A 13356-nucleotide genomic window follows, 5' to 3' on the forward strand; every position below is an offset into this window, starting at 1 on the left:
CCATGGCACTGACCCGTGAGGAGATGGCGGCCCGCGCCGCCCGCGAGCTGCAGGACGGCGACTACGTCAACCTCGGCATCGGCATGCCGACCCTGGTGCCCAACTACGTGCCCGACGATGTGGAGCTGGTGCTCCAGTCGGAGAACGGCATCCTCGGCGTCGGCGCCTACCCCTACGAGGGCGAGGAGGATCCCGACCTGATCAACGCCGGGAAGGAGACCGTCACCCTGCGCCCGGGTGCCTCGATCTTCGACTCGGCCACCAGCTTCGGGATGATCCGCGGCGGCAAGGTCGACGCGGCGATCCTCGGTGCGATGCAGGTCTCCCAGGCCGGCGACATCGCCAACTGGATGATCCCGGGCAAGATGGTCAAGGGCATGGGCGGGGCGATGGACCTGGTCCTGGGCGCCAAGAAGGTCATCGTGCTGATGGACCACGTCGCCAAGGACGGCAGCTACAAGATCGTCAAGGAGTGCTCGCTGCCCATCACCGGCCTGCAGGTCGTGCAGCGGATCATCACCGACCTGGCCGTCATCGACGTCACCCCCGAGGGCCTCGTGCTGCGCGAGGTCGCGCCCGACGTCACCGTCGAGGAGGTCGTGGACAAGACCGAGCCCGAGCTGAGGGTCGCCGTCGACGAGCCCACCCCCGACCCGGTCGCGCCCGTCACCGACTGACCCGTCAGCGGCTCCGACGTGGGGCGCCGGTCCCGCGGAGGAAGCCTGCGCCCCACGTCAGGTGCATGGTGGCCACGACGGCCGGCATCCGGGCCACGACGCCCGGGCGCTGGTCCCGCGCGATCCACGCGCCACCCAGGGTGGCCGCGACGGCATACCCGAGCGGCAGCGCCCACAGGGGACGCCACAGAAGTCCACCCACCGCGCCCCCGGCGACCAGGGCGGTCGCGACCGGCGGTGCCAGGTAGCGCAGGTTGAGGGTCCCGGGGTGGGCGCGCACGACCTGCCGGCGCCACTGACCTGTGGTGTAGAACTGGCGCGCCAGGTCCCCCAGCGAGGCGCGCGGCCGGTAGGTGACGGTGAGGTCGGGCGTGAACCACACCGTGCCCCCGGACTCCCGGATCCGGTGGTTGAGCTCCCAGTCCTGGGCCCGGGTGAAGGTCGTGTCGTAACCGCCGACCCGGTCCAGCCACTCACGCCGGAACACCCCCAGGTAGACGGTGTCGGCCGGCCCGGCCCCGCCGCCGACGTGGAAGCGAGCGGCGCCGATGCCGAAGGGCGAGCGCATCGCCACGGCCACCGCCTGCTGCAGGTCCCCGACGCCCTCGGCGAGCATGACGCCGCCGACGTTGGCGGCGCCGGTCTCCTCGAGGACCTCGACCGCGCGGCGCACGTAGCCCTCGGACAGCGCGCCGTGGCCGTCCATCCGCACCACGACCCCGTGGTGCGAGGCGGCGATCGCCGCGTTGAGCCCGTCCGGCGTACGGCCAGAGGGGTTGTCGACGACCAGGATGCGCGGGTCCTCCGCTGCCATCGCGTCGGCCACCTCGCGGGTGCGGTCGCGGCCCGGGCCGACGGCCACGACCACTTCCATCTCCCCGGGGTAGTCCTGGGCGAGCACCGAGCCGACCGCCTCGCGCAGGTGGTGCTCCTCGTGACGGACGGGCATCACCACCGAGACGGGAGGGTATGGCGTGCCGGTGTCCGGGGAGGTGGCGCTCACGCGGGAGAGGCTACCGGTCCGCGTCCCCCGGACGGCGGCGCGGTCGGCGACGCGGGGGAAACGCCGTCGACCTCCCAGGGGCGGGACAGGTCCCTGCCCTACGCTTGGTCGCCGTGCCCCACCACCCCCAGGACGACTGGTCCCGCCCCGTGCCGCGCTCCTCCGCGCGCGGACGTGGCGACGGCCGCCGCGACGACCGGCGCGCCGCGCCCGGGGACGACGACTGGGACGACGGCTGGGACGACGGGCGCACCCGCGCGCTGCCGCAGTCACGCGACGACGGCTGGGCGGACCGGTACCGGGACGCCTCACCGGACGACCGGTACGCGGAGGCGTACGACGGACGCGGGTCGCCTCCTCCCCGACCGCCGCGGCGACGCCGGCCCCGCTACGGCTTCCGCCGGTTCATGGCCACCCTCATGCTGCTGGTCGTGGCCTACGTGGTGTCGATGGCGGTGGTCGTCGCGATGGTCTGGGGCAGCGTCGGCCGCGTCGAAGCCACGCCCCGGGTCGCCGACCGGCCCGGAGCGTCCTCCGGCGCGTCCTACCTGCTGGTCGGCACCGACAGCCGAGAGCAGCTGACCCAGGAGCAGCAGTCCGCGTTCGGCACCGGTTTCGCCGAGGGCCACCGCGCGGACACGGTGATGCTGCTGCACGTCCCCACCATCGGCGACCCGACGCTGGTCAGCCTCCCGCGCGACTCCTTCGTCACGATCCGCGACCACGGTCAGAACAAGCTCAACGCCGCCCACTCGATCGGCGGCCCGCCGCTGCTGGTGGACACCGTCGAGCAGGCGACCGGGATCCGCATCGACGGCTACCTGGAGATCGGTTTCGGCGGCTTCGTGCAGGTCGTCGACAAGGTCGGTGGCGTGCACATGTGCCTGGCCGCGCCCGCCAAGGACAAGAAGGCCCACGTCGACCTGCAGGCCGGCTGCCAGGACCTGACCGGCCCGGAGGCGCTGGGCTACGTCCGGATGCGCTACAACGACTCGCGGGGCGACCTGGGGCGCGTCGAGCGGCAGCGCCAGTTCCTCGCGGCGCTGGTCGAGGAGATGACCGGTCCGGCCACCCTCCTCAACCCGGTGCGCCTCCACTCCGTCGGCACCGCGACCGGGCGCGCCCTCTCGTTGGGTGAGAACACCTCGATGCTGGAGGCGGGCCGGATCGCCCTGGCCATGCGCGCCATCTCCAACGGCAACGGCCAGTCGGTGACGGTGCCGGTGGCCGACGTCAACTACATGACGGGCGTCGGCAGCACCGTGCTGTGGAACGAGCAGGGGGCCGCCGCGCTCTTCGACGCCCTCCGCAGGGGTGACCCGATCAGCGTCCAGCCCTAGGCTCTGACCAGGACCACCACCCGGAGGAGATGCCCCGTGCCCGACGTGCACGACGAGCACGACGACCCCGACCTCGAGACGACCCGCCAGACCCCGGTCGGCGAGGACCCCGAGGTCGTCGCCGGCCGCTACCGCATCCTGCGCACCCTCGGCCGCGGCGGCGGCGGGATCGTCTGGCTCGCCCTCGACGAGCACCTCGGCCGCGAGGTGGCGCTCAAGCGGGTCTCGGGCGAGACCGACGCCGAGCTGCTGGTCACCCGCGGCCTGCGCGAGGCGCGCACCAGCGCCACCCTCGCCCACGACCACGTGGTGCGGGTCTACGACGCCTTCGTCCACGAGGGCGTGCCGTGGATCGTCATGGAGCACGTCGCCGGCCCGTCGCTCTCCTCCCTGCTCGAGGGCGGCCGCTCCCTGCCGGTGGCGACCGTGGCCCGGATCGGTGCCCAGATGGCCACGGCCCTCGCGGCGGCCCACGGCGCCGGCGTGGTCCACCGGGACGTCAAGCCGGGCAACGTCCTGCTCACCGACGACGACGGCAGCGACGCCAAGCTCACCGACTTCGGCATCGCCCGGGCCGAGGAGGACCAGAAGCTCACCCGCACCGGCATGGTTTCTGGCACCGCCGCCTACTTCTCCCCCGAGATGGCCCGCGGCGAGGACCCCTCACCGGCCTCCGACGTGTGGGCGCTGGGCGCGACCCTCTACACGGCGGTGGAGGGGCACCGTCCCTTCCCGGACGCCGGCAACGCCGTCGCCCAGCTGCACGCGATCGCCCGCGGCGAGCCGACGCCGCCGGAGCGGGCCGGTGTCCTCGCGCCGGTCCTGCGCGGCATGCTCGACCCCGACCCCGCCACGCGCTGGACCGCCGACCGGGCGGCCCGCGCGCTGACCGGTGCGGCCCGGGGCCTGCCCGCCGACGACGATGCGCAGGGATGGCCCGGCGTCGGCGTCGCAGGTGGGGCAGCGGCCGGAGCCGCGGCCTCCGACGCCGGCCAGCGCACGGCATACCCCCAGGGCGACCCCACCCAGGCGGTGGACGCCGCCGGGACGACCCGGCAGGTGCCCGTCCAGGGCGAGACCCCCGCCGCCACGGCCGGACGTCGGCCGCCCCGGGCGGCCGCGTCCTACGCCGGGCGGGGGGGTGCTCTGCAGCACCGGCGGCGCGGCGTCCGCCCGGGCGTCGTCCTCGGGTGGCTGATCGGCGTCCTGCTCGCCGCCGCGCTCGCCTGGTTGGTGTGGACGATCGCCGGCGACGGCCCGGGCGGCGGCACCGACGGCTCGTCGGAGACCACCAGCTCGCAGTCCGGCTCGGCCGTCACCGCGGACGAGGCGGGACAGCTGGTCCGGACGTTCTACGAAGCGCTGGCCACCGAAGGGCTGGAGGCGGCCCGCGGCTACCTCGGCCCGGACGCGGCCGTCGACCCGGAGATCGCGGACGGCCTCACGAGGGTGAGCTGGAACCGGGTCGACCCCGTGCCGCAGGCCGACGGCTCGGTGGAGGTGACCACCGACGTGGAGTACTACTACGGGGACGTCCGCTACGCGCAGCAGGAGGTCCTGGTCGTCGCCCGGCCCGAGGGCGGAGCCGCCCCGCTCATCGTCTCCCGCACCACGAGCGACCCGGTCATCACCACGGGGGGCACCGACGAGCACGCGGGGTCCGGCGACGCGGGGGACGGCGACGCGGGGGACGGCGACGCGGGGTCCGACGGCACCGGGGACGCCGCCTCCGCGCCCGCGGTGGACCCGGCACACGCCCCCGACCCGGCGGACGCAGCCCATCCCTCCGACACGCGCGGGAACAGCGGCCAGGCCAAGAACGACAACGGCAAGGGCAACAACGGCAAGGGCCGGGGTTCCGGGGGCTGAGCCTCAGAGGCTGCGCCCGATGAGCTCCTTCATGATCTCGTTGGTGCCGCCGTAGATCTTCTGCACGCGGGCCGAGGCGTACATGCGCGCGATCGGGTACTCGGTCATGAAGCCGTAGCCGCCGAAGACCTGCAGGGCCCGGTCGATCAGCTCGCACTGCTTGTCGGTGGCGAAATACTTGGCCATCGAGGCGGTGGCGGGGTCGAGCCTGCCCTGGAGGTGCAGCCCGATGCAGTGATCGACGAGGGTGCGGGTGGCGAGGGCCTCGGTCGTGCACTCGGCCAGCTCGAAGCGCAGGTTCTGGAAGGCGAGGATCGGGCGCCCGAAGGCCTCGCGCTCCTTGGCGTAGTCGACGGCCAGGCGCACCGCGGTCTCCGCGGCGGCGACCGCGGTGACGGCGATGATGAGGCGCTCCTGCCCGAGCTGCTGCATGAGCTGGACGAATCCCCGCCCCAGGCCCGCCTCCCCGCCCAGGACGTTGTCGGCCGGGACACGCATGTCCTCGAAGAACAGCTCCATCGTGTCCTGGTACTTCAGGCCGACCTTCTCCAGCTGGCGGCCGCGGGAGAAGCCCGGCAGGTCCGTGGTCTCGGCGACGATGAGGGACAGTCCCCGACCGCCCTCGCCACCGGTGCGGACGACGATGACGACCAGGTCTGCGTGCAGTCCGTTGGAGACGAAGGTCTTGGAGCCGTCGACCACGTAGTGCTCGCCGTCCAGGCTGGCCGAGGTGCGCAGCGCCTGCAGGTCCGAACCGGCTCCCGGCTCGGTCATCGCGATCGCGCCGACGAGCTCGCCCGAGGCCATCCCGGGCAGCCAGCGCTGCTTCTGCTCCTCGGTGCCGTAGGCGAGGATGTAGTGCGCGACGATAGCGCTGTGGACCTGGCTGCCCCAGCCGTCGTCGACCGCGCGGGCCTGCTCCTCGGCGATGACCGCCTCGTGGGCGAAGGTGCCCCCGCCACCGCCGTACTCCTCGGGGATCGACATGCACAGCAGGCCGGCCTCCCCCGCCCTGTTCCAGAACTCGCGGTCGACCGCGCCGGCCTTGGACCAGCGGTCGACGTGCGGGGTGAGCTCCCGCTCGAAGAAGGTCCGGGCGAGCGCGCGAACGTCGTCGAGGTCCTCGGTCATCCAGGGTGAGCGGTAGGGGGCGGGCGCGAGCATGTGCATCTCCATCGGGTCAGCAGTCGTCCCCTCGCGACACGATGCTTGCACAACTACCATGCACCTGTACGGTCCCGCAGGTCCACCGAGCGTGGTCGGGTTTCCTCCCACACGCGCCAGGAGGACCTGCGCCGCGGAGGAGGAGCATCGTGACTGGCGCAGAACCTCTCGACGGCATCAGGATCGTCTCGGTCGCGATCAACCTGCCGGGCCCGGCTGCGGTCGCGCGGCTGGTGGCCCTGGGTGCGTCCGCCGTCACCGTGCTGCCGCCTGGCGGGGACCCGCTGCAGAGGTACGCACCGGCCTACTTCGAGGAGTTGCACTCCGGTCAGGACCTGCGGACCGCCGACCTCAGGACGGAGGCCGGCCGGGCCGAGGTCGAGGGGCTGCTCGCGACCGCCGACGTCCTGGTCACCTCGTCGCGGCCGTCGGCGCTGGAGCGGATGGGCCTGGACTTCGCGCGCGTGCACGAGCGGCACCCGCAGGTCTGCCAGGTCGACATCGTCGGCTACCCCGGGGACGCGGCGGAGGCCGCCGGCCACGACCTGACCTACCAGGCGGCCCACGGCCTGATCGCCGGCGGGCGGATGCCCTCGACCCTCACCGTCGACCTCGCCGGCGCCGAGCGGGCGGCGGCGGAGGCCTGCGCCTCGCTCGTCGCTCGCGCCCGCGTCGGCGAGGGTGTCCGCCGCGAGGTGCCCCTGTCGGACCTGGCGCAGACGTTCTCCGGTCCGCTGCGGGCCGGCCTGACCGGGCCCGGGCAGCCGCTCGGCGGCGGTCTGTCGGTCTACGGCACCTACGACACCCGGGAGGGCAGGATCGCGGTGGCCGCCCTGGAACCGCACTTCGCCGCGACCCTGCTGGCGGCCCTGGGGCTGGAGCCGCAGGACTGCACCCGGGAGCGGCTGGGCCGGGCCTTCTCCGGGCGCACCGCCGCCGAGTGGCAGGCCTGGGCCGCCGAGCACGACATCCCGCTCGTCGCCGTCCGGGCCGACCCGCACGGTCTGGACGGCCTCCGGACGGGGCCGTTCAGCCCTTGAGCAGCTGGCGAGCCATGACGATGCGCTGGACCTGGTTGGTCCCCTCGTAGATCTGGGTGATCTTGGCGTCGCGCATCATCCGCTCGACGGGGAAGTCCTTGGTGTAGCCGTAGCCGCCGAAGAGCTGCACCGCGTCGGTGGTGATCTCCATCGCCGCGTCGGAGGCGAAGCACTTCGCGGCGGCCCCGAAGAAGGGCAGGTCGGTGTCGCCGCGCTCGGACCTGGCCGCCGCGACGTAGACCATCTGCCGGGCGACCTCCAGCTTCATGCCCATGTCCGCGAGCATGAACTGCACGCCCTGGAACTCGGCGATCGCCTTGCCGAACTGCTGGCGCTCCTTGACGTAGGCCAGCGCCGCGTCGAGCGCGCCCTGGGCGATGCCGACGGCCTGCGCGCCGATGGTGACGCGGGTGTGGTCCAGGGTGCGCAGCGCGATCTTCAGACCCTCGCCGCGCTCGCCGACCATCCGGTCGCCGGGGATGACGCAGTTGTCGAAGTGCAGCTCGCGGGTGGGGCTGCCCTTGATGCCCAGCTTCTTCTCCTTGGCCCCGAAGGTGAAGCCCTCGTCGGACTTCTCCACGACGAAGGCGGTCACGTTGCGGCCCCGCTGGCCGTCGGGGTCGGTCACGGCCAGGACGGTGTAGTACTCCGAGACCCCGGCGTTGGTGATCCACGACTTCTGCCCGTTGAGCACGAACGACCCGTCGGGCTGCTCGATGGCCTTGCACGTCATACCCGCGGTGTCCGAGCCGGCGCCGGCCTCGGACAGGCCGTAGGAGAACATCGCCTCACCGCGCGCGACGGGCGGGAGGTACTTCGCCTTGATCTCGTCGCTGGCGGCCAGGATCAGCGGCATCGTGCCGAGCTTGTTGACGGCCGGGATCAGCGAGGAGCTTGCGCAGGCCCGCGCGACCTCCTCGATGACGATGCAGGTCGCGAGGGCGTCAGCCCCGACGCCGTCGTACTCCTCGGCGATGTGCGGGGCGTGCATGTCGGTCGCGACCAGCGCCTTGAGCGCCTCCTCGGGAAACCTGCTCTCCTCGTCCACCGCCGCCGCGTGCGGCGCGATCTGCTCGTCGGCGATCTCCCGGATGGCCTCCCGCAACGCCTCGTGGTCCTCGTTGATCCGGAACAGGTCGAAGTCGGTCATGCCCCACAGCGTACTGGCCCGTGGACGACGGCTGACGCGCCCGTCAAGATTCCGCGACGCCCAGGTGCCTCACACGCAGGTGCCCGCATGGTGGGACCCACGCCACGGTTGAGAAGTGCCCGCGGGACGGTGCCGCCCGACCACCCGGAGAACGTGCACGCCTCACGGACGTGGGCGGCTCAGCCCCCGCGCCGCTGCCGCAGCTTCTCGCCCTTGGCGTGGGCCTGGTCGCTCAGGTCCGCGGCGAAGGTCGCCAGCTGCACCCCCAGCCGCTCCGCCAGCTCGCCCTCCCCGGCCGCGAGCACCCGCACCGCCAGCAGACCGGCGTTGCGCGCACCGCCCACCGACACGGTCGCGACGGGGATCCCGGCGGGCATCTGCACGATCGAGAGCAACGAGTCCATCCCGTCCAGGTGCTTCAGCGGCACCGGGACCCCGATGACCGGCAGCACCGTCACCGACGCCAGCATCCCCGGCAGGTGCGCCGCCCCGCCCGCGCCCGCGACGATCACCCTCAGGCCGCGGTCGGCCGCGCCCTGCCCGTAGGCGATCATCTCGGTCGGCATCCGGTGCGCGGAGACGACGTCCGCCTCGTAGGGCACGCCGAACTCCTCCAGCGCCTGCGCGGCGGCCTCCATCACCGGCCAGTCGCTGTCGCTGCCCATCACCAGCCCGACGAGGGGTGCGGGCCCGGTGCCGATCGTGTCGCCGGTCATTCGGTCACCACTCCTTGCAGGTAGTCCGCGGCGTGCCGGGCCCGTCCGCGCAGCTCCTCGAGGGACTCCGCGGAGCCGTCACCCCCGAAGACGGTGACGTGGCCCAGCTTGCGGCCCGGGCGCACGCCCTTGCCGTAGAGGTGGATCTTCAGCCCCGGGTCGCGCGCCATCAGGTGCCGGTAGGTCCCGTAGAGCCCCGGGTAGTCACCGCCGAGCACGTTGGCCGACGCGGTCCACGGGTCCCGCGCCGACGGGTCGCCCAGCGGCAGGTCCAGCACCGCGCGCAGGTGCTGCTCGAACTGGCTGGTCACCGAGCCGTCGATCGTCCAGTGGCCGCTGTTGTGCGGGCGCATGGCGAGCTCGTTGACGAGGTATGTGGTGGCGCCGGTCTGCGGGTCCCTCACCTCGAAGGCCTCCACGGCCATGACGCCCGTGACGCCGAGCTCGCCGGCGATCCGCAGCGCGCCCTGGGTGAGCGAGGTGGCCAGGGCCGGGTCCAGACCGGGCGCCGGGGCGAGCACCTCGGTGTTGATGCCGTCCTCCTGGACGGTCTCCACGACCGGCCACGCGGCCGCCTGTCCGGACGGGCTGCGCCCCACCATGATCGACAGCTCGCGGGTGAACTCGACCGCCTCCTCCAGCAGCAGACCGTCGGACAGGCCGGCCTGCCCGACGCCGGCGAGCCACGGCGCCACCTCGGCCGGGCCACGGCATACCTGGACGCCCTTGCCGTCGTAGCCCCCGCGCGGGGTCTTGACCACGATCGGCCAGCCCACCTGGGCGGCGAAGGCCTCCACCTCCTGGGCGGTGCGGGCCCGCGCCCATCGGGGGCAGGGCAGACCGAGCTCGGTGAGCCGCTCGCGCATCGCGAGCTTGTCCTGGGCGTAGACCAGGGCCGCGGGGGCGGGGTGCAGCTCGACGCCGTCCTCGGCGAGTGCAGCCAGGACCTCCTGGGGCACGTGCTCGTGGTCGAAGGTGACCACGTCGCAGTGCCGGGCCCAGACGCGCAGCGCCTCCAGGTCGGTGTGCTCGCCGACCGGGCTGTGCGGCACGACGAGGGCGGCGGCGGCGGTCCGGGACTCGGCGAGCACCGACAGGGTCAGCGACAGCGCGACCGCGGGCGGCTGGCACATCCTGGCCAGCTGGCCCCCGCCGACGATCCCGACGACCGGGAAGCCGCCCTCGGCGCGCAGCGGGGGAGCGGGCGCGGAGGACTCGTCGGGGGCGGGCGTGGGTGTCGTCGGATGCACGGTCAGACCCTACCCACAGGCCGCACGTAGACTCGCGCAGGTGACCCCGCAGCCCACCCTCGTCGCGCGGCTGCGGCGTCTCTACGACACGCTCGCCCACGAGGTCGCCAAGTTCGGCACCGTCGGGGCGCTGGCCTTCCTGCTCGACACCGTGCTCTACAACGTCCTCGTCTTCGGCGTGCCCGGCGTGGTCGACGGCGCGATGGCCGACCAGCCCCTGCTGGGCAAGGTGCTCTCCACGAGCATCGCAACGGTCTTCTCCTGGCTCGGCAACCGGCTGTGGACCTTCCGGCACCGGCGGCGGGTGGCGGTCGGCCGCGAGTTCGTGCTGTTCCTCTTCTTCAACGCCGTCGGACTGGCGATCGCGCTGGCCTGCCTGGGCTTCTCCCGCTACGTGCTCGACCTGCACAGCCAGCTGGCCGACAACCTCTCCGGCAACGGCGTCGGGCTGGTGCTCGGGACCCTCTTCCGGTTCTGGGCCTACCGCACGTTCGTCTTCCGGGCCGAGCTGGAGGCCGAGGAGGGCCTGGCGCCCGAGGGTCAGGGCGTCGTGGCCAGCGGCAGGTAGAGCGAGAACACCGGCGGCCGCACCCGCGTCAGCTCCAGCCGCCCGCCCATGGTCTCGGCGGTCTCCCGCGCCACCGCCAGGCCCAGACCGGTGCCCGACCCCGTCGTGACCGCCCGCTCGAAGACCGAGCGCGCCATCTGGTCGGGGATGCCCGCCCCCTGGTCGGCCACCGTGAACACCGCCGAGGGTCCGGACCTGCCGACGTGCACCTCGACCCGGCCGCGGCCGTGGACGAGGGCGTTCTCGACGAGCGTGTTGAGCACCTGCGAGACCGCCGGGGCGCTGGCCTCGACGATGATGCCGCGCTCGCTGCTGAGCACGATCTCCCGCTCCTGCTCGGCGAACGCGGGCGTCCACTCCTCGTCGAGGCCGGCGAGGACGTGGTCGACGGCGCTGAGCGCACCGCCGCTGGCGTGACCGACCCGGGTGCGGCGCAGCAGCTCGGCGACGACGCCGGTCAGCCGCTCCACCTGGCCGATGGCGATCTCGGCCTCGGTGCGGGCCACCGCCGCGTCCTCGGCCTGGGCGATCTCCTCCAGCCGCAGCAGCAGGGCCGCCAGCGGGGTACGCAGCTGGTGGGAGGCGTCGGCGGCGAAGGACCGCTCGGAGACCAGGGCCCGGGCGAAGGTGCTGTGGTGCCGGTCGATCTCCCGGGCGACCGCGTCGATCTCCCTGATGCCGCCCCGCCAGGGGGGCGGCTCGACCAGTCGCCCGGGACGGGTCTGCGGGTCCAGCGCGAAGCCGCCGGAAGCCATCTCGTCGGTGCGGTGGGCCAGCCGGCGCAGCGGGTCGGCCACCACCTCGGCGGTGCGGTCCGCCAGCGGGCGCAGGGCCCAGGCGACAGCGCCGACGGTGGCCAGGGACCCGCCCACGACGGTGAGCAGGAGCGCCCACAGCGGGACCGGCCCGAGTCTCTCCTCGAGCGCGACGAGGATCCACACCACCAGGCCGGTCGTCCCGGCGACCACGCCGGTGACGACGAGCAGGACGCGCAGCGCGAGCTCGCGCAGGACCTCGCGCACGAGGGGTCAGTCCGTCCCGACGTCGTCCGCGTCGGCGGGGTCGTCCTGGAAGCGGAAGCCGACACCGCGCACCGTGACGATGTGGCGGGGGTCGTGCGCGTCGTCGCCGATCTTGCGGCGCAGCACGGACACGTGCATGTCGAGCGTCTTGGTCGAGCCGAACCAGCTGTCCCACACCTCGCGCATGAGCAGCTCGCGGGGCACGACCCTGCCCTCCTCGCGCATCAGGACGCGCAGCAGGTCGAACTCCTTGGTCGTCAGCCGCACCTCCTGGTCGTGCAGGAAGACCCGACGGGCCTGCACGTCCATCCGCAGCGCCGCGCCCTCGCGGGTGGCCAGCGGCTCCGGTCCGCGCCGCAGCAGGGCCCGCACCCGGGCCAGCAGCTCGCCGAGCCGGAACGGCTTGGTCACGTAGTCGTCGGCGCCCGCGTCGAGCCCGACGACGGTGTCCACCTCCTCGCTGCGCGCGGTGAGCATGAGCACCGGCGTCCGGACGCCGGCGTCGCGGACGGCGCGGCACACGTCCACCCCGTCGATGTGCGGCAGGCCGAGGTCGAGGATCACCAGGTCGTGCGCCGGCTCCTGGACGGCCTCGCTCAGCGCGGCCCGCCCGTCGTCGGCGATCGTCACCACGTAGCCCTCCCTCCGCAGCGCCCTCGCGAGCGGCTCAGAGATGGTGGGGTCGTCCTCGGCCAGCAGCACCCTGGTCATGTCCGCGTCCTCCTTCGTCGCCACCCGACTGTATGTCCTCCGCTCAGGTCCCGGGCCATGCCGGCGTCCGCTTCTCCACGAAGGCGGCCACCCCCTCGGCACGGTCCCGGCTGAACGCGGTGGCCCGCCAGCAGCCGTCCTCGATCTCCAGCCCGGCGGCCAGGTCGGTGCCCTGGCCCAGGCGCATGGCCTTCTTGGCGTTGCGCACCGCGACCGGCGAGTTCGCGGCGATCCCGGTGGCGATCTGCAGCGCCCGGTCCCGGGCGTCTCCGGCGGGGACCAGCTCGTCGACGACCCCCAGGTCGCGGGCCTCCGCGGCCGTCAGCCGGCGGGCGGTGAAGATCATCGACGCGGCCCGCGACCAGCCCACCCGGCGGGTGAGCAGCTGGGTGCCGCCGCCGCCCGGGATGACGCCGACGCCGACCTCGGGCAGCCCCAGCGTGGCGCGCTCGCCGGCGACGACCAGGTCGCAGGACAGCGCGATCTCCATCCCTCCCCCCAGCGCGTAGCCCTCCACCGCCGCGACCGCGGGGACCGGCAGGTCGAGCACGCCGCGGTAGGCCAGCCTGGAGACCAGCCGGTGGTCCATCATCTGGGCGTCGGTGAAGCCGTTGCGCTCCTTGAGGTCGGCGCCGACGCAGAACGCCCGGTCGTGCGTGCTGGTCACGACGACGGCGCGCACCGAGGGGTCGGCGCCCAGCGCGGCGGTGGTGGCGGTGATCTCCTCGCTGAAGGCGGTGCTGATCGCGTTCATCGACCCCGGCCGGTCCAGGGACAGCTCGACGACGTGCCCGCCCTCACCGTGCCGGATGACCTGCAGCATCGTGGGTGCGTCCATGGGGGCAG

General features: G+C 73.6%; 13 protein-coding genes. 5 read left to right on the forward strand and 8 right to left on the reverse strand.

Translation table 11 applies throughout. The annotated features are described in order from the left end of the window. Positions 1–2 precede the first annotated feature (2 nt). On the forward strand, positions 3–677 hold the full coding sequence (locus DV701_RS06650; RefSeq protein WP_114927617.1) for a CoA transferase subunit B: 675 nt from the start codon (positions 3–5) through the stop codon (positions 675–677). A 4-nt stretch (positions 678–681) separates the two neighbouring features. On the opposite strand, the gene DV701_RS06655 is transcribed toward DV701_RS06650, so the two are convergent. Next, positions 682–1680: a glycosyltransferase family 2 protein gene (locus DV701_RS06655; protein WP_228255257.1), complete on the reverse strand. Its 999-nt coding sequence runs from the start codon at positions 1678–1680 to the stop codon at positions 682–684. A gap of 113 nt (positions 1681–1793) precedes the next feature. Here DV701_RS06655 and DV701_RS06660 point away from each other — a divergent pair, with 113 nt between their 5' ends. Next, positions 1794–3020, forward strand: a complete 1227-nt coding sequence (locus tag DV701_RS06660; RefSeq protein ID WP_114930860.1) for an LCP family protein — start codon at positions 1794–1796, stop codon at positions 3018–3020. A gap of 36 nt (positions 3021–3056) precedes the next feature. Then, positions 3057–4889 carry a serine/threonine-protein kinase gene (locus DV701_RS06665; RefSeq protein WP_162802858.1) on the forward strand — a complete coding sequence of 611 codons (1833 nt, stop codon included), beginning with the start codon at positions 3057–3059 and terminating at the stop codon, positions 4887–4889. Positions 4890–4892: 3 nt separating this feature from the next. Here the strand turns inward: DV701_RS06665 and DV701_RS06670 are convergent, their stop codons facing one another. Continuing rightward, positions 4893–6059, reverse strand: coding sequence for an acyl-CoA dehydrogenase family protein (locus tag DV701_RS06670; RefSeq protein ID WP_202863706.1), 1167 nt, complete (start codon positions 6057–6059; stop codon positions 4893–4895). Positions 6060–6202: 143 nt separating this feature from the next. Between DV701_RS06670 and DV701_RS06675 the strand changes: the two genes are divergently transcribed. Next, positions 6203–7093, forward strand: coding sequence for a CoA transferase (locus DV701_RS06675; protein WP_228255258.1), 891 nt, complete (start codon positions 6203–6205; stop codon positions 7091–7093). Here the strand turns inward: DV701_RS06675 and DV701_RS06680 are convergent. The 3 genes from DV701_RS06680 to DV701_RS06690 form a co-directional block, all read right to left on the reverse strand. Next, positions 7083–8243 carry an acyl-CoA dehydrogenase family protein gene (locus DV701_RS06680; RefSeq protein WP_114927620.1) on the reverse strand — a complete coding sequence of 387 codons (1161 nt, stop codon included), beginning with the start codon at positions 8241–8243 and terminating at the stop codon, positions 7083–7085. The two genes, DV701_RS06675 and DV701_RS06680, sit on opposite strands and share 11 nt — an antisense overlap. A gap of 179 nt (positions 8244–8422) precedes the next feature. Next, a complete protein-coding gene (purE, locus tag DV701_RS06685) occupies positions 8423–8959 on the reverse strand; it encodes a 5-(carboxyamino)imidazole ribonucleotide mutase (protein WP_114927621.1) in 537 nt (178 codons plus the stop codon). After that, on the reverse strand, positions 8956–10209 hold the full coding sequence (locus DV701_RS06690) for a 5-(carboxyamino)imidazole ribonucleotide synthase (protein ID WP_114927622.1): 1254 nt from the start codon (positions 10207–10209) through the stop codon (positions 8956–8958). The genes purE and DV701_RS06690 overlap by 4 nt, the downstream gene beginning before the upstream one ends. Positions 10210–10249: 40 nt before the next feature. Here DV701_RS06690 and DV701_RS06695 point away from each other — a divergent pair, with 40 nt between their 5' ends. Beyond that, positions 10250–10777 (forward strand): GtrA family protein, encoded by a 528-nt coding sequence (locus DV701_RS06695; protein ID WP_114927623.1) that lies wholly within the window; start codon positions 10250–10252, stop codon positions 10775–10777. On the opposite strand, the gene DV701_RS06700 is transcribed toward DV701_RS06695, so the two are convergent. Genes DV701_RS06700 through DV701_RS06710 form a run of 3 tightly spaced genes read right to left on the reverse strand, consistent with a single transcriptional unit; the run spans position 10750 to position 13348 of the window. After that, positions 10750–11799: a sensor histidine kinase gene (locus tag DV701_RS06700; protein ID WP_114927624.1), complete on the reverse strand. Its 1050-nt coding sequence runs from the start codon at positions 11797–11799 to the stop codon at positions 10750–10752. The genes DV701_RS06695 and DV701_RS06700 overlap by 28 nt on opposite strands. Before the next feature lie 6 nt (positions 11800–11805). After that, positions 11806–12510 carry a response regulator transcription factor gene (locus tag DV701_RS06705; protein ID WP_114930863.1) on the reverse strand — a complete coding sequence of 235 codons (705 nt, stop codon included), beginning with the start codon at positions 12508–12510 and terminating at the stop codon, positions 11806–11808. Between the two features lie 43 nt (positions 12511–12553). Then, positions 12554–13348, reverse strand: a complete 795-nt coding sequence (locus tag DV701_RS06710) for an enoyl-CoA hydratase/isomerase family protein (RefSeq protein ID WP_114927625.1) — start codon at positions 13346–13348, stop codon at positions 12554–12556. Between the last annotated feature and the right edge of the window lie 8 nt (positions 13349–13356).

The sequence above is a fragment of the Ornithinimicrobium avium genome (assembly GCF_003351765.1).
Taxonomy (GTDB): Bacteria; Actinomycetota; Actinomycetes; order Actinomycetales; family Dermatophilaceae; genus Ornithinicoccus; species Ornithinicoccus avius.

Excerpts from the sequence above, each read along its gene's own strand:
- purE (WP_114927621.1), bottom strand. The coding sequence starts at position 8,959 with ATGACCGGCGACACGATCGGCACCGGGCCCGCACCCCTCGTCGGGCTG.
- DV701_RS06650 (WP_114927617.1), top strand. The coding sequence starts at position 3 with ATGGCACTGACCCGTGAGGAGATGGCGGCCCGCGCCGCCCGCGAGCTG.
- DV701_RS06710 (WP_114927625.1), bottom strand. The coding sequence starts at position 13,348 with ATGGACGCACCCACGATGCTGCAGGTCATCCGGCACGGTGAGGGCGGG.
- DV701_RS06705 (WP_114930863.1), bottom strand. The coding sequence starts at position 12,510 with ATGACCAGGGTGCTGCTGGCCGAGGACGACCCCACCATCTCTGAGCCG.
- DV701_RS06670 (WP_202863706.1), bottom strand. The coding sequence starts at position 6,059 with ATGCACATGCTCGCGCCCGCCCCCTACCGCTCACCCTGGATGACCGAG.
- DV701_RS06680 (WP_114927620.1), bottom strand. The coding sequence starts at position 8,243 with ATGACCGACTTCGACCTGTTCCGGATCAACGAGGACCACGAGGCGTTG.